19 protein-coding genes are annotated in these 23,430 nt (G+C 56.2%); 10 read left to right on the forward strand and 9 right to left on the reverse strand.

All coding sequences use genetic code 11. The annotated features are described in order from the left end of the window. Positions 1-195: 195 nt before the first annotated feature. On the forward strand, positions 196-1,194 hold the full coding sequence (fbp, locus tag APU11_RS05530) for a class 1 fructose-bisphosphatase (RefSeq protein ID WP_013095345.1): 999 nt from the start codon (positions 196-198) through the stop codon (positions 1,192-1,194). A gap of 145 nt (positions 1,195-1,339) precedes the next feature. Further along, positions 1,340-1,699: a LysR family transcriptional regulator gene (locus APU11_RS05535; RefSeq protein WP_045902452.1), complete on the forward strand. Its 360-nt coding sequence runs from the start codon at positions 1,340-1,342 to the stop codon at positions 1,697-1,699. Here APU11_RS05535 and APU11_RS05540 read toward each other — a convergent pair. The 5 genes from APU11_RS05540 to ytfQ form a co-directional block, all read right to left on the reverse strand. Beyond that, the gene (locus tag APU11_RS05540; protein WP_058651175.1) at positions 1,671-3,242 is read right to left on the reverse strand and encodes a methyl-accepting chemotaxis protein; all 1,572 of its coding nucleotides are present in this window, start codon (positions 3,240-3,242) and stop codon (positions 1,671-1,673) included. The two genes, APU11_RS05535 and APU11_RS05540, sit on opposite strands and share 29 nt — an antisense overlap. A gap of 93 nt (positions 3,243-3,335) precedes the next feature. Continuing rightward, complete coding sequence (gene yjfF, locus APU11_RS05545) at positions 3,336-4,337, reverse strand: galactofuranose ABC transporter, permease protein YjfF (protein WP_014830436.1); 1,002 nt, start codon at positions 4,335-4,337, stop codon at positions 3,336-3,338. Continuing rightward, positions 4,324-5,349: a galactofuranose ABC transporter, ATP-binding protein YtfT gene (gene ytfT, locus APU11_RS05550; protein ID WP_161799150.1), complete on the reverse strand. Its 1,026-nt coding sequence runs from the start codon at positions 5,347-5,349 to the stop codon at positions 4,324-4,326. The genes yjfF and ytfT overlap by 14 nt, the downstream gene beginning before the upstream one ends. A 10-nt stretch (positions 5,350-5,359) precedes the next feature. Then, positions 5,360-6,862, reverse strand: a complete 1,503-nt coding sequence (gene ytfR, locus APU11_RS05555; RefSeq protein ID WP_038418554.1) for a galactofuranose ABC transporter, ATP-binding protein YtfR — start codon at positions 6,860-6,862, stop codon at positions 5,360-5,362. Positions 6,863-6,968: 106 nt separating this feature from the next. Continuing rightward, positions 6,969-7,925 (reverse strand): galactofuranose ABC transporter substrate-binding protein YtfQ, encoded by a 957-nt coding sequence (gene ytfQ, locus APU11_RS05560; protein WP_014882271.1) that lies wholly within the window; start codon positions 7,923-7,925, stop codon positions 6,969-6,971. Positions 7,926-8,234: 309 nt separating this feature from the next. Between ytfQ and ppa the strand changes: the two genes are divergently transcribed. Continuing rightward, positions 8,235-8,765, forward strand: a complete 531-nt coding sequence (gene ppa, locus APU11_RS05565) for an inorganic diphosphatase (RefSeq protein WP_008501423.1) — start codon at positions 8,235-8,237, stop codon at positions 8,763-8,765. 127 nt (positions 8,766-8,892) lie between these two features. Continuing rightward, positions 8,893-9,186: a hypothetical protein gene (locus APU11_RS05570; protein WP_013095336.1), complete on the forward strand. Its 294-nt coding sequence runs from the start codon at positions 8,893-8,895 to the stop codon at positions 9,184-9,186. A gap of 42 nt (positions 9,187-9,228) precedes the next feature. On the opposite strand, the gene APU11_RS05575 is transcribed toward APU11_RS05570, so the two are convergent. From APU11_RS05575 to tamA, 3 genes are read right to left on the reverse strand one after another with little or no spacing between them, the layout of a single operon-like run. After that, positions 9,229-9,573, reverse strand: a complete 345-nt coding sequence (locus APU11_RS05575) for a gamma-glutamylcyclotransferase (protein WP_028027890.1) — start codon at positions 9,571-9,573, stop codon at positions 9,229-9,231. Positions 9,574-9,575: 2 nt separating this feature from the next. Further along, a complete protein-coding gene (gene tamB, locus APU11_RS05580; protein ID WP_058651176.1) occupies positions 9,576-13,352 on the reverse strand; it encodes an autotransporter assembly complex protein TamB in 3,777 nt (1,258 codons plus the stop codon). After that, a complete protein-coding gene (gene tamA, locus APU11_RS05585) occupies positions 13,349-15,082 on the reverse strand; it encodes an autotransporter assembly complex protein TamA (protein WP_013095333.1) in 1,734 nt (577 codons plus the stop codon). Before tamA ends, tamB begins: the two co-directional genes overlap by 4 nt. A 225-nt stretch (positions 15,083-15,307) precedes the next feature. On the opposite strand from tamA, the gene msrA reads away from it, so the two are divergent. Continuing rightward, positions 15,308-15,949, forward strand: a complete 642-nt coding sequence (gene msrA, locus APU11_RS05590) for a peptide-methionine (S)-S-oxide reductase MsrA (RefSeq protein WP_014830428.1) — start codon at positions 15,308-15,310, stop codon at positions 15,947-15,949. Here the strand turns inward: msrA and APU11_RS05595 are convergent, their stop codons facing one another. Beyond that, on the reverse strand, positions 15,950-17,008 hold the full coding sequence (locus APU11_RS05595) for a LacI family DNA-binding transcriptional regulator (protein ID WP_029882373.1): 1,059 nt from the start codon (positions 17,006-17,008) through the stop codon (positions 15,950-15,952). It abuts the gene before it with no gap. Positions 17,009-17,200: 192 nt separating this feature from the next. Here APU11_RS05595 and APU11_RS05600 point away from each other — a divergent pair, with 192 nt between their 5' ends. The 5 genes from APU11_RS05600 to APU11_RS05620 all read left to right on the forward strand — a co-directional run bounded on the left by APU11_RS05600 (position 17,201) and on the right by APU11_RS05620 (position 23,279). Continuing rightward, a complete protein-coding gene (locus tag APU11_RS05600; protein WP_058651177.1) occupies positions 17,201-18,352 on the forward strand; it encodes a Gfo/Idh/MocA family oxidoreductase in 1,152 nt (383 codons plus the stop codon). A 16-nt stretch (positions 18,353-18,368) separates the two neighbouring features. Continuing rightward, positions 18,369-19,553, forward strand: coding sequence for a Gfo/Idh/MocA family oxidoreductase (locus APU11_RS05605; protein ID WP_058651178.1), 1,185 nt, complete (start codon positions 18,369-18,371; stop codon positions 19,551-19,553). Continuing rightward, a complete protein-coding gene (locus APU11_RS05610) occupies positions 19,550-20,617 on the forward strand; it encodes a Gfo/Idh/MocA family oxidoreductase (protein WP_058651179.1) in 1,068 nt (355 codons plus the stop codon). The genes APU11_RS05605 and APU11_RS05610 overlap by 4 nt, the downstream gene beginning before the upstream one ends. Before the next feature lie 12 nt (positions 20,618-20,629). Further along, complete coding sequence (locus APU11_RS05615; RefSeq protein ID WP_058651180.1) at positions 20,630-21,649, forward strand: Gfo/Idh/MocA family oxidoreductase; 1,020 nt, start codon at positions 20,630-20,632, stop codon at positions 21,647-21,649. 82 nt (positions 21,650-21,731) lie between these two features. Further along, a complete protein-coding gene (locus APU11_RS05620; RefSeq protein ID WP_023619690.1) occupies positions 21,732-23,279 on the forward strand; it encodes an MFS transporter in 1,548 nt (515 codons plus the stop codon). Positions 23,280-23,430: the final 151 nt, after the last annotated feature.

Here is a 23,430-nt window from a genome sequence, read left to right on the forward strand (position 1 = left end):
GTCACTATCCTTCTTCAATGTGGCGCACATTTTACTCACATGTTAGCGGGTGTGAAACGCATTTCAGGTAAATCCGTATATTGCTGGCGCGATTCACCTCTGCGCTACTATTTGAATATTTGTTAAGATTGTTGGGCATTAGTCGTTTTAGTGAACATACAATCGCTCTACTCACAAAGATGCAGGGAAAGTGTTATGAAAACGTTAGGTGAATTTATTGTCGAAAAGCAGCACGAGTTCTCTCATGCTACCGGTGAACTCACTGCTTTGCTGTCGGCAATAAAGCTGGGCGCTAAGATCATCCACCGTGATATCAACAAGGCCGGTCTGGTCGATATCCTGGGTGCCAGCGGTGCCGAGAACGTTCAGGGCGAGGTTCAGCAGAAACTCGATCTGTTCGCAAATGAAAAACTGAAAGCTGCACTGCGCGCGCGCGACATCGTTGCGGGTATCGCCTCTGAAGAAGAAGATGAAATTGTCGTATTCGAAGGGTGTGAACACGCGAAATACGTTGTTCTGATGGATCCGCTGGACGGCTCCTCCAACATCGACGTTAACGTTTCTGTCGGCACCATTTTCTCCATCTACCGCCGCGTCACGCCTGTTGGCACGCCGGTGACAGAAGAAGATTTCCTGCAGCCTGGCAGTCAGCAGGTTGCTGCCGGTTATGTCGTGTATGGCTCCTCCACCATGCTGGTCTACACCACTGGCTGTGGCGTTCATGCCTTTACTTACGATCCGTCGCTGGGCGTGTTCTGCCTGTGTCAGGAACGTATGCGCTTCCCGGAGAAGGGCAACACCTACTCCATCAACGAAGGTAACTACATCAAGTTCCCGACTGGCGTGAAGAAGTACATCAAATTCTGCCAGGAAGAAGATAAAGCGACGCAACGCCCTTACACCTCCCGCTATATCGGTTCCCTGGTTGCGGATTTCCACCGTAACCTGCTGAAAGGCGGCATTTACCTCTACCCAAGCACCGCCAGCCACCCGGACGGGAAGCTGCGTCTGCTGTATGAATGCAACCCGATGGCGTTCCTGGCGGAACAGGCGGGCGGCAAGGCGAGCGATGGTAAAGAGCGCATTCTGGACATCGTGCCAGAAAGTCTGCACCAGCGTCGTTCCTTCTTCGTCGGCAACAACCATATGGTTGAAGACGTTGAACGTTTTATCCGTGAGTATCCGGACGCGTAATCCCTCTCCCGGGGAGCCGCTCTGGCTCCCCAATACATTTATATAATTTACCGTATAAGTGTTTATAAAAAACGCGCTTTAATATTCAGATTCGCTCCTGCATTATTTCCATAACAGTTTGACAGATATTTCCTGGAGCGTACCCGTGACGAAAAATTATTCCCGTGCCAATACCGGCATCGATTTGAATCTTATTCCTGTCTTTATTGAAGTGGTCCGCTGCGGCAGCATGGCGAAGGCCTCTATCCGGCTGGAGATGTCACGCCCGGCCGTGAGCCTGGCGTTGAAGCGCTTTAGCCAGCTTTTTGCTGAACCGCTATTTATCCGTAAAGGGTTATATCTTGAACCGACGGAAAAAGCGTTAACCTTAACCCACCAGCTGGAAATATTACTCGGTAATATTCACGATAATATTAGCGCGATTAATTCGTCCGAGAATAATACCCTGGTACAGAATGTACCAGGGTCGGGGAATATTATGCGACACTCTGCGTCGTCAGTTTAAATGATGACATGGCTTCTATCAGCTGGCGTGACTGCTCTTCCAGCGAGCGCGTCGCGGCAGAGGATTGCTGTACCAGCGCCGCATTCTGCTGCGCGGTTTCATCCATCTGATTTACCGCAATATTCACCTGTTCAATGCCACGGCTCTGTTCCTGAGACGCGGTGGCAATTTCGCGCATCAGTTTGGTCATGCGCAGCACTTCGGTTGCGATCTCATCCATCGTTTCGCCCGCCTGCTGCGCCAGCTCGCTGCCCTCATTAACGTGGGTCTGCGAGTCGCTGATAAGTGAACGGATCTCTTTTGCCGCATCGGCGCTGCGGCTGGCAAGATTGCGTACCTCGCCCGCAACGACGGCAAAACCGCGCCCCTGCTCGCCCGCACGCGCCGCTTCCACGGAGGCGTTCAGCGCCAGGATATTGGTCTGGAAGGCAATGCCGTCAATAACGCTCAGAATGTCGGCAATGCGCGCCGAGCTGCCGGAGATATCGCGCATTTTCTCAATCACATAGCAGACCATTTCGCTGCCGTGATCGGCAGTATCCGAGACAGATTTCGCCAGCTGGTGCGCCTGCTCGGCGTTATCCGCGTTGAGTTTCACCGTGGCGGTGATCTCTTCCATGCTGGCGGCGGTCTGCTCCAGCGAGGTCGCGGTGGACTCCGTGCGCTCGGCAAGATCCCTGTTTCCCGCCGTCAGCTCGCGGCTGCCGGTATCAATTTGCGAGCTGGCATCGCGGACCCGCAGCACCGAGTGCATCAGCGACTGGCGCATGCCTTCGATGGCAGCGTTCAGACGGTTGAACTCCTGGCTCGCCGGGGCATTCAGCGTGTGGGTTAAATCCCCCGCGGCGACGTTTTCCAGCTGCGCAATCGATGCCGAGAGCGGCTTGAGCAGCATGTGACGCAGCACCAGCCAGGCCAGCACAATGATGCCTGCCGTCAGCAGCGCCGCGACAACGATCAGGACCAGAACCCGCGTTTTGCTCGACTGCACGGCGCTAACTTCCGCTTTCCCACGCGCGTCGCTCCACATCTGGAACGCCTGCATATCGTTATCAAACTGCTTTGCTACCGGAATGAGCTTACTCTCCAGCAGATCGTAATAGCTGTCTGCGCTCTGTTCGTTCAGCGCTTTCAACATTGGGTTGATCCCCTGCTGGTTATAAGCCGCCAGACTGGCCGCCACCTTATCCAGCAACTGCTGTCCCTGGGGATCGGCCACGCCTGCGTCGATCACGCCTTTCAGCGTTTTTTGCGCCAGGGCGATCTCCTGATTAATGCTTTTCACCGATTTCGCGGCATCGTCCAGCAGACCAATTTCCATCATTCTGACGGCCTGGCCCGCCTCGTTGCGCGCACGAAGGATCAGCGTATAGCCAGAATTGAGCTGCACCATCTGCTCACCCTGAAGGTGGTTGATGCGCTGAAGTGACGAAGAACTCTGTGTGAGGGCATAAATGCCAATGCCGCTGACAATCAGCAGCAGAAGGGTCATAACGGCCAGTAAAGAGAGCAAGCCGGTACGAATCGATAGCGTTTTAAGCATGATGTTATTTCCGGTAGCGAGATATTTCTGGGCATAAAAAAAGAGTATCGGCCGCTACCGGAAAATGTTTAGACTTTAAGCAAATTCAGCATGTTATCGCTCTGTTACTGATGTGTTCACGCGGGTAACAGGCGAGCTCTGGCGGTTCTCCCAGAGCACCGTCAGACCGCGCTGCAGGGCAATAAAAATAAACAGTAAAATGCCGATGGCGATTTTCGTCCACCAGGAGCTGAGCGTGCCGTCAAAGTTGATATAGGTCTGGATCAGCCCCTGGATTGCCACGCCAAACAGTGTTCCCAGCACCGTCCCCACCCCGCCGCTGAGCAGCGTGCCGCCAATCACCACAGAGGCAATCGCATCCAGTTCAACGCCAACCCCGGCCAGCGCGTAACCCGCCTGGGTGTAAATGGAGAAGACAATCCCCGCCAGCGTCGCCAGCCCGGTGGAGAGCATATAGATGCGGATGGTGGTGCTACGGGTGGAGATCCCCATCAGGTTGGCCGAGGTCGCGTTGCCGCCAATAGCGTAGACCTGATTACCAAACCGGGTGCGATGAGCAAGGAAGATACCAATGACCACCACGCCCAGCATCAGCAGCCCCATCGCGCTCAGGCGGCCCCCGCCGGGGATTTTCCACGCCAGGCTGGAGAGCGTGTCGTACACCGGATGGTTGATCGGGATCGACTCCTCAGACACCAGGTAGCTCACGCCGCGCAGGAAGAACATCCCGGCAAGCGTAATGATAAAGGCCGGGATCTTGAGCGCGTCAATCAGAAGCCCCATAAAGGCACCAAACGCACAGCCCATCACCAGCACCAGCGGAAACGCCACCAGCGGCGAGATGCCCCAGAAACCGATCGCTTTGGCAAGAAACACGCCGGTAAAGGCGATCACCGAACCGACGGAGAGATCAATCCCCCCGGAGAGGATCACAAAGGTCATGCCGACCGCGATGATGCCTAAAAAGGCGTTATCCGTCAGAATGTTACAAATCACACGCGTCGAGGCGAACCCCGGGAACTGGGTCAGGCAGTAGAGATAGCCCAGCACAAACACGCCCAGCGTGATCATTAACGGTAAATTACGTTTTATCATGGCCACGGATCCCCTTAATGATGCTGACAAAGCGCGGTGACTGGACGATCAGCACGCAGAGTACGACCACCGCTTTCACCACCTGGTTGAGTTCCGGCTGAAACCCGGAAAGCAGGATCCCGGTGTTCATCCCCTGAATAATCAGCGCACCAATTACCGAGAGCAGCAGGTTAAAGCGCCCGCCCATCAGCGATCCGCCGCCAATAACCACCGCCAGGATCGCATCCAGCTCCAGCCATAACCCGGCGTTGTTGGCATCAGCCCCACGAATATCTGCCGCGACGATCACCCCGGCGATGGCAGCACACACGCCGCTCAATACGTACGTGAGCATCACCATCAGCCGCGTATTGACCCCGGCGTTGCGTGCCGCCCGGATGTTGATCCCGACCGCTTCAATGAACATGCCCAGCGCCGTTTTGCGGGTAAAGATCCAGAACACCACCAGCGTCACCAGCGCAATGATCACCGGCGTGGGGAAGAAGAGCAGCTTGCCGCTCCCGAGCCACGCCAGGTTCGGCGAGTTGAAGGTAACAATCTGCCCCGAGGTGATGAGCTGTGCGACACCGCGCCCGGCCACCATCAATATCAGCGTGGCAACAAACGGCTGGATTTTGAGCACCGCCACCAGAATGCCGTTCCACAGTCCGGCCAGCACGCCGGTGCCCAACGCCGCCAGCAGCACCACTGGCAGGCTGTGCCCGGCCACGGTCATTGATGCTGCCGTCGCCCCGGCAATGGCCATCACCGCGCCAACAGAAAGGTCGATCCCGCCGGTGGCGATCACCAGCGTCATACCAATGGCGAGCAGCGCCACCGGCGCGGCGCGGTTTAAAATATCGATCGGGCTGCCGAACAGGCGGCCATCCTGCACGATTATCTGGAAGAAATGCGGTGCGACCAGGCTATCGACCAGCAACACCACCAGCAGCGCGGCGATTTGCGGCGTGCCGGTCGGCCAGTTGAAGCGGCGTTTTGTTTCGCCAGTTTGCGAAAGCGAACGAGACATCACGATTCACTCCTTACGCCGCGATGGCATTCATGATTGCCGGAACGGACAGTTTATCCAGCGGGATCTCTGCCACCTGCTTGCGATCGCGCATGATGATGACGCGATCGGCATAGCCCACCAGCTCCTCCAGTTCAGACGAGATGACCAGCAGCGCCAGCCCGTCCGCGCACAGGGTTTCAATAAGGCGGATAATTTCGGCGTGCGCCCCCACGTCAATGCCGCGGGTCGGTTCATCGAGGATCAGGAACTGAGGTTTGGTCAGTAGCCAGCGGGAAAGCAGTACCTTCTGCTGGTTGCCCCCGGAGAGGAACTCTATCGGCTGTTCTGCGCTCGGGGTACGGATACCGAGCTGGCGAATAAAGCGCTCGGCTATGGCGTTTTGCTCTTTCCGTGGGATCGGCCGCAGCCAGCCGCGCTGCGCCTGTAAGGCCAGAATGATATTTTCCCGCACCGAGGCGGCGGCAATAATGCCATCCGTTTTTCTGTCTTCCGGGCAGAAACCCACACCCAGACAGGAGGCCTGATGTGGCGAGCGCAGGGTTTGCGGTTTACCTTTGATCAGCGCGGTGCCGCTGTCTGCAGGCTTGATCCCGAAGATCACCTCGGCGGTTTCGGTACGGCCCGAGCCTAACAGGCCCGCCAGACCGACAATTTCACCGGGGCGCACCTCCAGGTTAAACGGCGAGATGACCCCTTTCTTGCCGAAATCACTGAACGCGGCGACCGGTTTCTCACTCAGCAGCGTACGGCCGGCACGCTGGAGCGCATTGGATTCCAGCTCGCGGCCGAGCATCATTTTGACCAGTTCAATCTGCGGCAGCTCGCGAGTGTCGCGGCAGCCGACAAAACTGCCGTTGCGCAGTACCGTAATGCGATCGCTCACCTCATACACCTGATCGAGGAAATGGGTGACGAAGATCAGGCTCACGCCCTGATTGCGCAGCTGGCGCATCAGGGTAAAGAGCATCTCCACTTCCTGGGTATCGAGGCTGGCGGTGGGCTCATCAAGGATCAGCACTTTTGCCGAGAGGTCGATAGCGCGACAAATGGCGACAATCTGCTGCATGGCGACGGAAAAACGGTTCAGCGGCTCGCGTACGTCGAGAGAGAAGCCGTAAGACGCCATCAGTTTTGTCGCCCGCGCTTCCATCTCCTTGCGGCGCAGCAGGCCAAAGCGTCGTGGCTCCCGGCCAATAAACAGGTTATCCGCGACCGACATGTTCGGCAGCAGGTTTACCTCCTGGTACACCGTCCCGATCCCCAGCTGCTGCGCATGGGCGGTATTTTTGGGTGATATGGCGTTACCTTCCAGCCAGATGGTGCCGCGATCCGCGTGATAAACCCCGGTCAGGGCTTTAATCAGCGTCGATTTCCCCGCACCGTTCTCGCCCAGCAACGCCATGATCTCGCCGCGTCGCAGGCTAAAATCAACGTTATCCAGCGCTTTTACGCCGGGGAAGAATTTACTCAAGCCCTCTGTGCGGAGGATTTCCTGGTGTTGTTCAGTGGTCATGGTTTTCCCCCTGCATCAAGCCGGATGGCGCTACGCTTATCCGGCCTACAAAAGAGCGTATCGTAGGCCGGGTAAGCGCAGCGTCACCCGGCATGTTCAGACAAGCTTAGTAGCCCATATTTTTCTTCTTCTCTAACTCTTCTTTCGCGGTATCCGGCAGGTAGAGGGTAGATTTGGTGACCGTCACCTTCTCAGGCATCGTGCCGTCTTTCTTGAATTTCTCCAGCGCATCGAATGCCGGACCGGCCATGTTTGGCGTGAGCTCCACGCTGGCGTTGGCTTCACCGTCGATCATTGCTTTGTAGATGTCCGGCACGCCGTCGATAGAGCCGGTGAGGATATCTTTGCCCGGTTTCAGGCCCGCTTCTTTAATGGCCTGAATCGCCCCGATCACCATGTCATCGTTGTGGGCGTAAACCATGCAGATGTTCTTGCCGTTGTTTTCAGCTTTGATAAAGCTCTCCATGACCTCTTTACCTTTACTGCGGGTAAAGTCGCCGGACTGAGAACGGATAATTTTAATGTTTGGCGCTTTGGCGATGGCCTCAGCAAACCCCTTCTTACGGTCGATGGCCACGCTCGCGCCGACCGTACCTTGCAGCTCAACGACGTTACACGGCTTGCCATCCACCTGTTTCACCAGCCAGTCACCAATTAATTGCCCTTCAAGAACGTTATTGGCGGTCACGGTGGTCATATAGAGAGATTTGTCTTTTACATCGATGGAACGATCGAGCAGGAAGACCGGGATCTCAGCATCTTTCGCTTCCTTCAGGACTGGCTCCCAGCCGGTCGCCACAACGGGCGCAATAAAGATGGCATCCACACCCTGCGCAATAAACGAACGCACGGCTTTAATCTGGTTTTCCTGTTTTTGCTGACCATCGGCGATCTTCAGCGTGATGCCGCGTTTCTGGGCCTCGCTTTTCGCAACGTTGGTTTCTGCCGCACGCCAGCCTGATTCAGAGCCGACCTGCGAAAATCCTACGGTTAAAGGTGCGGCCATCGCCATAGACGACATGGCTGCCGAAACTGCTGTGACAAGAAGTAAGCGCTTCCACATATGAACGTCCTCGTAGGGTGAGTTATTGTTGGTTAAAAGATGTTCTGCGAAATGACTATAGCCAATGAAATATGTAACGAATTGCGTTACATCACACTTCAGAAAAGTGAATAAAACGTTAATCACAAGTTTGTAATCGCTTTCATTTCTCCATGAAAAATGCGGCTGAGTTTATGGATTTTTCTGCCATGGAATCGGTCTGAAAAGTGAGACGAACGCGGTGAGAAGACGAAAACAGGCGGAGACATTCAGCGCCAGTTGGCTATAATACCTGCCACTTGTTTACCATCCATTTTAAAGGACACAGACATGAGCTTACTCAACGTCCCTGCGGGTAAAGAACTGCCAGAAGACATCTACGTTGTTATCGAAATCCCGGCTAACGCAGATCCTATCAAATACGAAGTGGACAAAGAGAGCGGTGCGCTGTTTGTAGACCGTTTCATGTCTACCGCGATGTTCTATCCATGCAACTACGGTTACATCAACCACACCCTGTCTCTGGACGGTGACCCGGTTGACGTGCTGGTTCCAACGCCATACCCACTGCAGCCAGGCGCAGTCATTCGCTGCCGCCCAGTTGGCGTGCTGAAAATGACCGACGAATCCGGCGAAGATGCGAAACTGGTTGCGGTACCGCACACCAAGCTGAGCAAAGAGTACGATCACATCAAAGATGTGAACGACCTGCCAGAACTGCTGAAAGCGCAGATCACTCACTTCTTCGAGCACTACAAAGACCTCGAAAAAGGCAAATGGGTTAAAGTTGACGGCTGGGACAACGCAGAAGCGGCGAAAGCAGAAATCATCGCCTCTTTCGAACGCGCTGCTAAGAAGTAATTCTTACCGCACATCGATAAAGCCCCGCTGGTCGGGGCTTTTTTTTGCCATTGAAAAACCAGAATACTCCTGACCGTCGCGATCGTGAGCGTTATGCATGCTAAGTTTCTTTCTTCAAAGCATAAAGATGGGCTACATAAAGGCGTTTGACTGTTACGGCAAAGACAGTAAATGGCAGTATCTCTGCATCCTGGCATTCCAGCTTGCCTGGTTTTTGGGGTACTTATGGATCCCTTATCGAAGTGATTATGCGATTCTGCTGTTTTTACTGTTTTTCCTGCCCGTCATTTCAAGCAATACGCGGTGCATAAACTACTATGGCCGTTCACGCGCCCTGTGCCTGTTATGGCTTATTGCCCCGTACATCATGCTGTTTGTTCCTCTGTTTTTAACCCGTCGCCGGGATACAGAAGAGAGTTGAAGGCACAAAAAACAACGCCACCTCACGGTGGCGTTGTTTTTTTCAGTACTGGTCTCTGTCTAACCAGTTACCGCTTACAATCCGCGTTAACCCTTCGACCGGACGCTGGTAGACGTACATCCACGCACTTCCGTACGGCGTCTGGATCAACTGGCGCGCGTATTCACCGCCCCTGGTGCGCAAGGCATCAAGTTCGGCAAGTGTCGCGTTATCAATACGATAAACTTCACCGTGTACTGTTCCTTCGCCGGGAACCGCGCCTGGATAGTGGCCCAGGCTGTACAACTGGTAGTTTTCGATATTGTAATTCCCAAGCAACAGGGCATTGGTCATCCAGTGACTGTTGCCTTGCTTGGTTCGTAAACTGCCGTAGACAAATATTCGCATTGCTAAAACTCAAACTGATAGAGCAGATCAAGTGCCTGGTCTACGCCGGACACTGCTTCCAGATATAGCTTAGGCATCAGGCGATAGCGTAACGTGAGAGTTGCCAGCGAGTCAAAGATCCCCACGCCATATTTTACCTGCAGACCCGGCAATACATAGCCGCTGACCACCACCTGCGAGGAGTCACCCACGCCCTGGGTGTCCAGCGCCAGATTGCTTACGCCGAACGTCTCACCGATTTTACCCACAACCTGACCACTTTGTGCAACCCCCAGACCCACTAACATTGAGGTCATCGCTGCACTGTCGCTTTGGCCGCTATCCAGGCCCTGACCACGCAGCAGGTAAGAGAGTGCTTCCTGCTGGGACATCGCCGGGTCGGAGAAGATCTCCGCCTTCGGTTCGTCGGCCGAACCGGTGACACGCACGCCCGCAATCACGTCGTTTTCTGTCGCTTCCGGGTTACGAATCGCTTCAATGTTGAGCAGCGGCTGATCCGGCGGACCGGAGAACAGCAGTTCACCTTTACGCACTATCAAATCCTGACCATAAGCATGGAAGCGCCCTTCAGGAATGTTGATCTGCCCGTTCAGGCCAAGCCCCTGTCTGTCCTGCGCCACTTTCAGGTCACCCGTCAGGCGTGCCTTCAGCCCAAACGCGTTCAGACGAACGTTATTCCCCACATGCACGGTAAGATTGCTGTTGATCGGAATGCCCGCGCTTTGCTGATTAATCGGCTTGAGGTTATCGTCGAGCATCACTTCATCACTGGAGACGCCCACCGCGCTTTCCGGCACCTCGTGAACCACGATGCGCGCCCACGGCACGTCCACGTTCCCGTCGAGGGTAAAGAGGCTCGGCGTTGCTTCAAAGACGATATCCGGCGAGACATCCAGACGTACCATCGGCGGTACGGTGATCCTCACCTTGCTGCCTTTCGCGGCGATACGGGCGCGCCAGTTATCAAGCTGGCTCCAGTCGGCGTCACCGCTGAGGTTGATTTGCCCCTGCTGGGTCAGCACCGAACCGTTCAGCGTTGAGCTCATCCCGTTGAAGTTCATCGTAATCTGGCTTGGCTGCATATCGAACGGCATAAAGTTGCCGTCGATATCCACACCGTTTAGCTGCATCTGGCCGAACAGCTGCGGGCTTTGCGCGTTGCCCGCCAGCCGCAGGTTCGCGTTGAGCATCCCCGCCGCTTTTTCACCGCGCGAGAAAATCGGGTTAACCATCGCCAGGTTGAAGTTGCGGATAGAGACGTTCCCACCCAGATTACGTCGCCCTTGTGGGTCGGTAATCTGCACCTTACCGTCGAACTGGCCATTATTGGTCAGGCGGATAAGCCACCCCAGCTCGGCGCGGTTGTTGTGCAGATCGGCGCTCAGGTTCAGAGTATCAAACGCCACCGGCAGCGGCGCGTTGTTGACATCCTGTGTCACCTTCACGTTGCGGCCAGAAAGCGTCACGCTGCCCTGTGGCAGCCCCTCTTTGGTGGTGTCCCAGGCCACATCGGCCTTCCCGCTAAAGACGCCGCTCGCCTGAGTGGTATCCGGCATGAACGGTTTTAACATCGCCAGATCAAAACGATTGAGGGTGATCTGCGCGCGCCCTTCCGCTCCCGCGTCGATGGTCTGCGGCACACACAGCTCCGCATTCGGGTTGGTCCAGCAGTGTGGGCCAATGCTGATCTTTTGTTCGGCATTGCGGTAGTCCAGGGCAATAGCGCGTGACAGCACCAATGGCCCTACCGGGGTGTTGAAACGGGTATTGTCGAGCGTCCCTTTCCAGCGCTCCGCCTTGCGGTCGAAGCTCCCCGTCAGGTGAAGCTGCCCGGAAACCGGCTCGCCCTGCACGCGCAGCTGGAGGTCGTGCTGCTTCTCGTTGCCTTTGGCGTCCAGGGTCACCAGATTAATGTTCACGTCCGGCTGAGAAATGCGCTCCACGCGCAGGTTCAGGTTACCGCCGATCTGATCGGTGGATTTCACATCCCCGTCAACGCGAACGCGGGCGATGGACAGCTCCTGCCAGCGCAGGTTACTGGCCGTGATATCCGCCAGCAACTGCGGTGCATCCACCGTGCCGCGCACCTTAAGCAGCCCCTTCGCCGTGCCGCCAAGCCCCGGAAGGGCGTTATCCAGATTCGGCGCATCGATAGTGGCGTCGAGGTTCAGATCTTTCACCCCCAGCTCGCCTTTGATATCCGCCGTGTTGCGCCCCAGCGCCACGTGCAGCCCCGGGATCACCCACTGCAGGTAGCTGTTGCCTTTGAGCGAACCTTCTACGTTAACCTTGTTCTGCTTCACGTTACCGGTGAGCTTGATTTCCGGGACATCCATCTGCCACGTGCCGCCGTACAGGCTGCCGCGGGTTTTGATAAGACCGTCCAGTTTTGACGGCCAGTCCGGCACCTCTTTCGCCGTGTTAATCCCCGAGAGCTTCAGCTCACCGCGCCAGCTGATCGCCTGCTGCCAGTCGAGCAGCGCGGTCAGCTCGGTTTTGCCTTCCAGCGCCGCAACGGTCAGTTTTTCGAGATTAACCTGCTGTTCATTCCCTTTTGCATCCAGCGTGATCGTGGCGGGTGGCACGTCCTGGCCCTTCACGGCGGTACGGAACGACAGCGTGTAATCGGTCATCTTGCCGCTCAGCTTCAGCTTCAGGTCATCGGCCTGGAACTGTTTTTCGCCAGTGAACGGCCAGTACAGCTGCTTGCTGACCACCTCAAGGTTAAGTGGCAGTCCGGCTTCCGCCAGCTGGGTTTGCGCGCGCAGAACCATGTCCACCGGGCCGGAGAGATTCACCCCGACATCCAGCTTGTCGCGTAGCGCGCCGCCCACCTTAACCTTCACTTTTTCGCCTTTCAGCGGGTCGATGTTGAGCGCGCTGTTCAGGGTAATATCCACCGGCCAGTTGTCACGCAGCAGGGCATGACCCGAGGCATTGACAGAGCCCTGGTTGGTGTCGATATCCAGCGCGTCGAGCTTCATGTTGCCGTCGATGCTGCTGACCTTCAGCAACATGTTATAGACCGTGAGATCGGTGTCGCCAGTCAGACGCAACTGCTCGCCCTTGAACGCTTCGATATTCAGGTTCAGCGGCAGGTGCACGTCCGTCATCTCCGGCAGGACGGGCTTCGAGAACAGATCTTTCAGCGTTTCACCCAGCGGTTTCTCTTCCGGCTGTGGGTTCTGGATCTTCGGCTCGACGATCTCCTCTTGCGCCACGTCCGCCACCTTCGGCAGCGCGATCAGCAATCCCTGCAGGGTGGTTGGCGTCAGGGTGAGGTTTTTCTCCTGCCAGCGCAGGCCGGAGGTGAAATCCATCACCGATACGGTGGTGTCATCGATTTTGACATTGACGTTGTCCAGCGCCACCCGATAAAGCGCAATCGGGTACGGTGTCGAGAGATTCAGCGGGCCGCTGTCCTCTTCTTCAACCGGCGCTGATTTCGGCATTTTCTCCGAATCAATCGCCACGTTCACATCTTTTAGCGACAGGTCGTTGACGCAGAGCTTACTGTCCCGCAGGCAACCCAGCCTGACGGCAAGGTGAAACTCGCCCGCGTTGACCGCAACGCCAGGCTGCTCGTAGCGAATATTCTTCAGACGTAGATCGCGCCAGCCGCCCGTCACCTGGCCGATTTCCAGCCCGGGTACCCAGCGGTTCGCCGCGTTAAACAGCAGATGCAGGCCGGTTGTCGTGCCCACCAGAAACGCCACCGTACCGAGCAGCAGCACGATAAAAATCAGTACTCCGAGGCTTATCTTCTTCCATAAACTCATAATTCAGGCCCCAGACCGATGTAAAACTGTAAACCGTGTTCTTCTTTGTCACCCACCGGCACAGCGAAGTCGAGCTTGATGGGCCCGACGGGCGACTGCCAGCGCACGCCCACGCCCGCGCCGGTTTTGAAATCGCTGCGGCGGATATCGCTCACCGCTTCGCCGCCGTCCACAAACATGGCGCCCCACCATTTTCCGCTGACGTTGTACTGGTACTCCAGCGAGCCGGTCGCCAGCTTGGAGGCCCCGATCAGCTTGCCGTCATCATCTTTAGGCGCGATGGATTTGTATTTGTAGCCGCGGATACTGCGGTCGCCCCCGGCGAAGAAGCGCAGGTCAGGCGGGACTTTGTCGAAGTCGCCGGTTTCAATCCAGCCGAGGTTCCCGCGCATCACAAAACGGTGTTTGTCATACAGCGTGCGGATCCAGACGTTTTGCGCCTGAATCACCGAGAAATCCACATCGGAACCCCACATGGTGTTGGAGTAATCGATAGAGTAACGCTGGGAATCGCCCCAGGTCGGCATCAGGCCGCCGCGTGAGCGGGTACGGCTGATCATCACCCCCGGATAGAGCAGCATGGTGGTGTTGGTGACGTTGGCCTGGGTAAAGTGGTCAAGACTCCAGCGCAGGTTAATGGCGCGCTGCCAGCCGCTGGAGAGATCCCAGAATCGGGATACGGCAAGCGTGGTGGAATCCGACTCGGTATCGTTCAGATCGGTACGCTTAAAGCCCCCCTGGACCAGGTAATACTGCTCAAGCGGGTTCTTCAGCAGCGGAATTTTGTAGCTGAAGTCGAGCTGTTGCTCCGGGGCGGAGATACTGGCGCTGGTGGTCAGGCTATGGCCGTACGAGTTCATCCACGGCTTTTTCCAGGTCGCCCTCACGCGCGGCCCCACGTCCGTTGAATAGCCAGCCCCGGTCTCAATGGTGTTTTCGGTGCGTGGCGACACCACACCGTGCAGTGGTAATACCTTGGTTTTGCGGGCCTTTTCAAACTCCGGCGCAACGACCACCGAATTAAACCACCCGGTTGCCGACAGGCGGCGGTTCAGCTCGGCCAGATCGCGTGAATGGTAGTAGTCACCCTTTTTGAACGGCACGAGGTTTTGCAGGTACTCTTCACGAATTTGCGAGCCTTCGAACGTCACATCGCCAAAGCGGTAGCGTTCGCCGCTGTCGTAGTCGATATCCCAGAAGGCCTGGCGTCTGCCCAGCGCAATGCCCAGCTGGCTTTTATTGAACTGGCTGTCGAAGTAGCCCTTGCGTAAGGAGACGCTCGTCAGCGATTTTTTGAAACTGTCGTAATCACCGTGATTCAGTACGGTACCGATTTTAGGCCGCGTACTGAGCAGATCCAGATAATCGCGATCGGTACGCGCGCCGCCGCGTAACACCACGTTGGTGCCGCCTATCAGCACCGGCTCACCCGGCGAGACGCGGGCAATAAGCACCTGCCGCCCCTTTTTTGGCGGTGGGCGGAGATCGAAATCGATGGTGGGTTCGTAATATCCCAGGGCTTTTAGCCCTTCGCGTATCGCGTCATCCACGCGTGCACGAAAACGCCGGTCCGGCGTCACTTCGTCACTTTCAATCGTCGACAGCTGTGCACGCACGTTTTTTTCCAGCGCCCCGGATAACCCCTCAACCTGCAAACGGACATTCGCCGCGCTGGCAACCCCGCTTGTCAGCAAGACACTGACCAAACATAACTGGCGGATTTTTGTCACGTTCTCTCCTGAATATCCCTGTTTCCACCCTGGAAGCAAATGAAGTGCCGCTCCGCGGCAAAATACGGCCTGTTGGCCAAAAAACCCAATTCTCGGGTTGAAAAAGGGTGTAACACCCAAATATTTCTTATGATTAAATCTAGACTCATTCAGCGCATTTATTGTGTTCAATTAAACGCTTCGTGACAACCTTAACCGAAACATCGCACCCCGGGAGGCCCCATCGTGAGTTTATTCGACAAAAAGCATCTGGTTTCACAAGCAGATGCATTACCGGGACGCAACACCCCTATGCCAGTCGCAACCTTACACGCCGTGAATGGCCATTCCATGACCAACGTACCTGAAGGCATGGAAATCGCCCTGTTTGCCATGGGCTGCTTCTGGGGCGTGGAACGCCTCTACTGGCAGTTGCCTGGCGTCTACAGCACCGCGGCGGGCTACACGGGCGGATATACGCCAAACCCCACCTACCGCGAAGTCTGCTCCGGCGAGACCGGCCATGCTGAAGCCGTACGCGTGGTATACGACCCGTCCGTCATCAGCTATGAACAGCTACTGCAGGTATTCTGGGAAAACCACGACCCGGCGCAGGGTATGCGTCAGGGTAATGACCATGGCACCCAGTATCGTTCGGCGATTTATCCGCTCACGCCTGAGCAGGAAGCCGCCGCACTCGCCAGTAAGGAGCGTTTCCAGCAGGCCATGCGCGACGCAGGTGATACGCGCGAGGTGACAACGGAAATCACCACCGCGAAACCGTTCTACTATGCCGAGGACGACCACCAGCAGTATCTGCACAAAAATCCGTACGGCTACTGCGGCATTGGTGGCATCGGCGTGTGCCTGCCGCCGCAGCTTGCCTGATTACTGATCCAGCGCCACGCGAGCCGCGTGGCGCGTGGCATTACTGACTGAGCCGTAATCCATGACTTTGCCCTGCAACAGCAGGTTATAGACCGGCGCCTGAGGTCGGTTGAGCCGCGTTTGCAGCAGGTGTACGGCCTCAATCCCCAGCTCACGGCAGGGCACCGTGACGCCCGTGATCGGTTTTTCCAGACGGTGCGCTAAATTCCATGCAAAATCGGTCGTAATGAGCGAAATGTCTTCCGGAATGCGCAGCCCGTGGCGCGTTAACGCCCTGATCACCCCCTCCGTCATGCTGGTACTGTTCGGGAAAATCACCTCTGGCCACTGCGATCTGTCATGACTTAACAGCCATGCATCCAGCGCCCGCTCGGCCTCCTCTGCCGTAAACCACTCCGTCACCAGCAAATCACGCTGGGGATCAAAGGCCACGTGAAAATGGCGGTACGCCTCTTTAATGCCGTCCAGACGCGCATACAGCGTCTCACGCCGCAGGCAGGTGAGCGTGAGCACACGGCGGTGCCCCTGCTCAAAAAGGTACTGCATGGCGGTGAAACCAATCGCCCGGTGATCGGGTGATACGGCGTCCAGCACCCGATCCCGATCAACGGAGTTAATCAATACGCAGGGCTTATTCAGCGTGCTCGCCAGTTTAAAGATGGTGGAATCATCAGTCCCAATAATTATTATTGCGTTGATATTCTTATGGCTGGCCTTTTCCATAAACAATTTCACGTCGGCGTGCTGCTCTTCTAATCCGCAGCAACTGACCCACACGTTATGCGGGGCGCACGCTTCAGCAATGCCTTTGGTCACTTCCAGATAAAAAATGTCTCCACGCCCCTGAAAGGTTCTTTCCGGGGCAAAGACAGCGATACCGTTAATTAACAGCCTTCCGCTTGCCATTGCCTCCAGAACACCTAATTCGCGCGCGGTGCGAACGATCGCGTCACGGGCTTTATCGCTGGCATAAGACTTGCCGCTTAATACCCGCGAAACCGTGCTGACGGAATACCCCGTCAGGGTCGCAATCTCCTCCATTTTTAACCTGCCCGGCATAGTGTGACCTCGCTCTCAATCAGTTTTTGCAAATATTTGCAGAAACAGCGCTTTGATTTTAAAACCAAATTTCAGATACCCTGGAGATTACTTAAACAGCTTGCGAGTATTCTCACAAAAACACATTGTCGCTGCGGCTCCCCTTTCCTATTTTCCGGTCATCCCTCATTTCAACTGAAATTAAGGTGTGACATGGAGAAGGTACGTTTTGGCATTATCGGAATAGGTAATATCGGTACGGTCCACGCCCGTTATTTACTGGCGGGTACGGTCAGTGACGCATGCCTGGCGGCGGTTTGTGATAATGCACCGGAAAAGCATCCGGCCATTCGCCAGCTGGTCGGCTCCCTCCCCCTTTTCAGCGATGCGCAGGAGATGCTTCAGAGCGGACTTATCGACGCGGTGATTGTCGCAACGCCGCACTACGAGCATCCGCGTCTGTCGATGCTGGCAATGCGCCACGGCATCCACACGCTCTGCGAAAAACCGGCCGGCGTATATACGGCGCAGGTGCAGGAAATGAACGCCTGTGCCCGGACCTGCGATGTGGTGTTCGGCATCATGTACAACCAGCGCCCGAATCCGCTCTACCAGAAGGTGAAAGATCTGATCGACAGCGGCGAGCTGGGTGAGATCCGCCGCTCCAACTGGATCATTACCAACTGGTATCGCTCGCAGAGCTACTACAACTCCGGCGGCTGGCGCGCCACCTGGAAAGGAGAAGGCGGTGGCGTACTGCTCAATCAGGACCCACATCAGCTCGATCTCTGGCAGTGGCTGGTTGGTATGCCGATCCGTCTGCGCGCGTTTTGCCAGTTTGGTAAGCATCGCGACATTGAAGTGGAAGATGAGGTCACCGCCTACGCCGAGTACGCCAACGGTGCGACGGGCGTATTTATCACGACCGTGGCTGAAACGCCGGGGACCAACCGGCTGGAGATCGTCGGCGATCGCGGCAAGGTGATCGTCGAAGAAGGGAAACTGCGCTACTGGCGGCTGCGGGAATCTGAAACCGCCTTCAACGCCCGCTGGCAAAACGGCTTTGGTGAACCGGAATGCTGGGAGGTCACGCTTCCCGTCGGCCCGGAATGCAGCGAACACCACGTTATTACCGCCAATTTCTGCGGCGCCATCCTGCGCGGCGAGCCGCTCATTGCCCCGGGGCTGGAAGGGATCCACGGGTTAACGCTCTCCAACGCCATGCACCTCTCCACCTGGACCGACGACTGGGTCGACCTCCCGCTCAACGAGAAACAGTATCTGCGCTTGCTTCAACAGCGTATCAGCACCTCAGTGGCTAAAGAGACCGCCAGCGTCACGCTGGATGCCTCCGGCACCTGGTAACTCAGGAGAAGAAACGATGTTAAATGTCGCCATCGTGGGAACAGGAAATATCTCGCATAACCATATTCAGGGTTATTTGCAGTTTGACCAACGCTGCCGGATCGTCGCGCTGGTCGATATCTACCCGGAAAAAGCCCACGAGAAAAAAGCACGCTACAACCTGACGGACGCACGCGTGTATGAAAGCCACGAGCAGATGCTGGCGTCAGAGCCAGATATCGATATCGTCGACGTCTGCACGCCGCCCTACGTTCATGCAGAGATAAGCATTAATGCCCTCAATGCGGGTTGCCATGTGCTGTGCGAAAAACCGATGGCCGCCTCGCTGGAGGAGTGCGACGCCATGATCGCCGCGCAACAGGCCAGCGGTAAATTGCTCGCCATCATCGCTCAAAACCGCTTTACCGATGCCTTCTGGCGTTTAAAAGCGGCGCTGGATTCGGGCCTTGCTGGCAAGGTGTGCCATGCCCAGGTGGACTCGTTCTGGTGGCGCGGACACTGCTACTACGACCTGTGGTGGCGCGGCACCTGGGAAAAAGAGGGCGGCGGCTGCACCCTTAACCACGCTGTTCACCACATCGACGCCATTCAGTGGATGCTGGGCTTCCCGTCTGAAGTGGTGGCTATGATGACCAACGTGGCGCACGACAACGCTGAAGTCGAAGATCTCAGCGCGGCAATATTTAAATACCCCAGCGGCGCACTCACTCAGCTAACCGCCTCGGTCGTGCACCACGGAGAAGATCAGAAAATCATTATCCAGGGTGAAAAGGCGCGCATCTCTGCACCGTGGCAGGCCTTTGCCAGCGTCAGCGCTGATAACGGCTTCCCCCAGAATGATCGGGACCTGGAGCGGGAAGCGCAGCTTAACGCCGTTTTTCACGAGACGCCGAAGCTCGAATGGACGCTGCACACCGGGCAGATTAACGACCTGCTGTATGCCATCGAGCACGGCACGGCGCCGTTAGTAGATGGCCTGCAGGGCAAACGTTCGCTGGAGCTGATAACCGCGATCTATAAATCCGCCATCACCCGCTCCGTGGTTTCGCTGCCGATTCAACGCGACGATCCGTTTTACCGTACCGGCGGGACCAACGCCCTCGCCCCCCGTTTTTATGAAAAATCCGCAAGCGTCGCCAACTTCAGCGAAGTCGGTGCGATTCCCCTGGGCAAAGATCTGGATGAAGGAGTAACACCATGAACAAAAATGACGGCATGAACTACGCGCCAGTGGGTAAACCTCAGCCCGTTGTCAGGGAAGGAGAGTTTGTCTTTGCCGCTGCCGCGCTCGACCACGGCCATATCTACGGCATGAGTAACGGCCTGATTGAAGCGGGCGCCACGCTGAAATGGGTCTACGACCCCGATCCGGCAAAAGTGGATAAATTCATTCAGCAGTATCCGCAGGCCAGGGTTGCAGACTCCCTGGATGCCATACTCGCCGACGATGAGGTGCGTCTGGTAGCTGGCGCCGCCATTCCCGCCGAGCGCTGCGCGCTGGGGCTAAAAGCGATGGCCGCAGGCAAAGATTACTTCACCGATAAAGCCCCCCTTACCACCCTTGAACAACTGGCAGATGCCAAAGCCATGGTGGAAAAAACGGGCCGGAAATACGCCGTGTATTACAGCGAACGCCTGCATGTTGAGAGCGCGGTCTTTGCCGGACAACTGGTGCAGCAAGGGGCCATTGGCCGCGTCGTACAAACGCTGGGGACGGGCCCGCACCGGGAAGGGACCGGCCGCCCGGACTGGTTCTACGATCGGCGCTATTTCGGCGGCATTCTATGCGATATCGGCAGCCATCAGATTGAGCAGTTCCTGTTTTACACCGGCAACAGTGACGCCACCGTGGTGGCAAGCCAGGTACGGAACGTTAAACACCCCCAGTACCCCGCCTTCGAAGATTTTGGCGATGCCATGCTGAAAGGGGAAAACGGCGCCAGCGGCTATTTCCGCTGCGACTGGTTTACCCCTGACGGGCTCTCGACCTGGGGCGATGGCCGCCTGACGCTGCTGGGCACCGAAGGCTATATTGAGATCCGCAAATATGTCGATCTCACCCGTGGTGAACAGGATGTGGTGTATCTCGTCAATAACGAGGGGGAGTTCCGTTATCCGGTCGCCGGCCAGGTCGGATTCCCGTTCTTTGGCGAACTGATCCTCGACTGTTTGCATCGTACTGAACATGCCATGACCCAGGCTCACGCCTTTAAGGCGGCGGAGCTCTGCGTGAAGGCACAGATGCTGGCCAACGCAACGGCATAACGGGAGGCGACAATGAAGCTCCTGAACACGGCGGTGATCGGCGCCGGAGCGATTCACGGTTGCCACGTGAATGCGCTGCGCCAGCTCCCCAACGTTGCGCTGCGCGCGCTGGCAGATATCGACAGCGTCAAAGGGCTGAAGCTGGCATTGGGCTATCAGTGCCGCTTCTATCAGGATTACCGGGAGATGCTGCTGGATGATGCCATCGATGTGGTCCATATCTGCACGCCGCACTTTGAGCATAAAAGCATGATTCTGGCGGCCCTCGCCGCCGGAAAGCATGTTTTCTGCGAAAAACCGGTGGGCATGAACAGCAGCGAACTGGTGGATATCACCCGTGCCGCTGACCAGGCTACGTGTCTGCTCGGCGTGTGTTATCAGAACCGGCTCAACCCCACCAGCCTGCGCATTCGCCAGGCGCTGGACGAAGGCGAGCTGGGAAAAATGCTCAGCATCAAAGCGGTGCTGACGTGGTCACGCTCGGGCGCGTACTACACCCAAAGTCCGTGGCGTGGGCGACTGGCTACGGAAGGAGGCAGCCTGCTGATCAACCAGGCCATTCATACCCTCGACCTGATGCAGTGGTTCGCCGGCGGCGTAACGCGTGTGAAAGGCGTGGTGGATAGCGGTGAACTGGCGGACGTGACGGAAGGTGAAGACAGCGCGATGGCCACGCTGCACTTTGCTAACGGCGCGCGCGGCCTGTTTTACGCCAGCAACTGCAATACCACTGATTCCCCGCTTCTGATGGAGATCCACTGCGAGCAGGGCTCGCTGCTGCTGAACGACAACACGCTCTGGCGCGTGACGCCGGGTGAGCGCGTCAGGCTCACCTGCGACGACTCCCCGGACGGTTCGGTCAAAAGCTACTGGGGGCTGGGCCACCAGCAGGCGATCCGCCGTTTTTATCAGGCTATCACTCACCCCGGTTACACGGATTACACCGATATCCATGAAGCCGGGAAATCACTCACCCTTGTGGAGGCTATTTATCGATCATCTCAATTAAGGCAATGGATAGAAATCAATTAATAGAACGTAATTTGTATTCCAGCAGTAAATAAAAAACGACCCGACAGATCGGGTTAATCATTACCCTACACTGGATATTATTATGGTCAAACCAACTGAACGTAGAGTGGGTTATGGCGTGGCGCTCGGCTACGGTATAACCGATCTGTTTGGCGGAGGCGCTTTCGCCATTATCGGCACCTGGCTTTTATTTTTTTACACCACCTATTGCGGGCTCTCTGTCGTCGAAGCGGGTTCGATATTTGCTATTGCTCGCGTCATTGATGCGTTATTAAGCCCGATTATGGGTTATATCACGGATAATTTCGGTGATACCTGGCTCGGGCGTAAATTTGGCCGTCGCCGCTTCTTTTTATTACTCAGTTCGCCCTTAATGTTTCTGTATGCCCTGCTGTGGCTTACGGACATGGGTTACTGGTATTACCTGGGCACTTACCTCTCTATTGAGCTATTGTCGGCGATGGTGCTGGTACCCTGGGAAACCCTGGCCGCTGAAATGACTAACCGGTATGAAGAGCGTAGCCGTCTCTCCGGTGTGCGTATGATCTGCTCTCAGCTCGGCGGCTTTCTTGCGGTTTCCGTTCCCGGCGTCATTATGCAGTTCACGGGGAAAGATAATCCGTTTACCTATACTCTTACCGGGCTGATATTCTCCTGCGTATTCTGTATTGCGGTATTTATTACCTGGTATACCACCTGGGAAGCGAAAGATGTGCAACAGCCATCCACGTTTAAAGTGGATAAACAGCGCAGCAGCGGATTAATTAATCACCTGAAATATCTGGTGCTGGATCTCTTTTCCTCTTTCCGTATTCGCGCGTTCCGCCTGCATATTATTATTTATATCTTTTCATTTACGGCGATGGACGTATTCGGTTCGGTCTTTACCTATTATGTCGTGTATTGTCTGAGCCAGGACGCGGCAGCCGTCTCCGGCTGGCTGAGCATTGCGGCTTTCGCCTCAGTACCTGGCACATATGGATTTATGCTGTTGCTGAACAGGCTGAATGTCTCCCCTTCTGCCGCTTTGCGCCTCTCTTACGGCGGGATCTTCTTCGTGCTGGTGTTCCTGTTTACGGTCTACCTGACCAAAACCCAGGTGCCCACGCTGCTGTTCACGGCGGTCTTTATCCTGCTGGGCGCCACCCGCGCGGGCCTCTATTACATACCGTGGAATATCTACAGCTTCATTCCTGATATTGACGAGATGGTGACGCAGCAGCGCCGCGAAGGGATTTTTGCCGGGGTGATGGTCCTGACCCGCAAAAGCACCGTGGCGATCGCCATCATGATTATTGGCCTGGTCCTGCAGGAGTCCGGCTTTGTGAAGGGCGGCGGCGCACAGCCTGAAAGCGCGCTGGGGGCGATTATAGGCCTGATGATCTTCGCGACGGCAGCCCTGCTGGCGGTGAGCTTCTTCACTACCTATAAATTCAAGCTCACCCGCGAGACGCATAAACTGCTTCTCAAGGAGATTGCCCGCCGTAAGCTGGGCGGTGATTACCGCGACTGCGATGCCAATACTCGTGTGGTGATAAAACAGCTCACAGGCTATGAGTACGATCAGGTATGGGGAGGCGATGCTGCCCGTCGTGCAGTGAACAACGTCGGGTTATCGGCCGCAAAATAGCGCGTCTCGCCGGGCCGGTTCACCGCCTGCCCGGCCTCTTTTCGCCGCAAAATGTGACCTCTGGCAGGTTTACATCTCTTTACGCTATACTACCCGCTGAAATAATCAGCTCAACGCTACGAGCTGACGTTCAATGTGTTTCCACACAAAT

It is taken from the genome of Enterobacter sp. 50793107, assembly GCF_001463365.1.
Taxonomy (GTDB): Bacteria; Pseudomonadota; Gammaproteobacteria; order Enterobacterales; family Enterobacteriaceae; genus Enterobacter; species Enterobacter cloacae.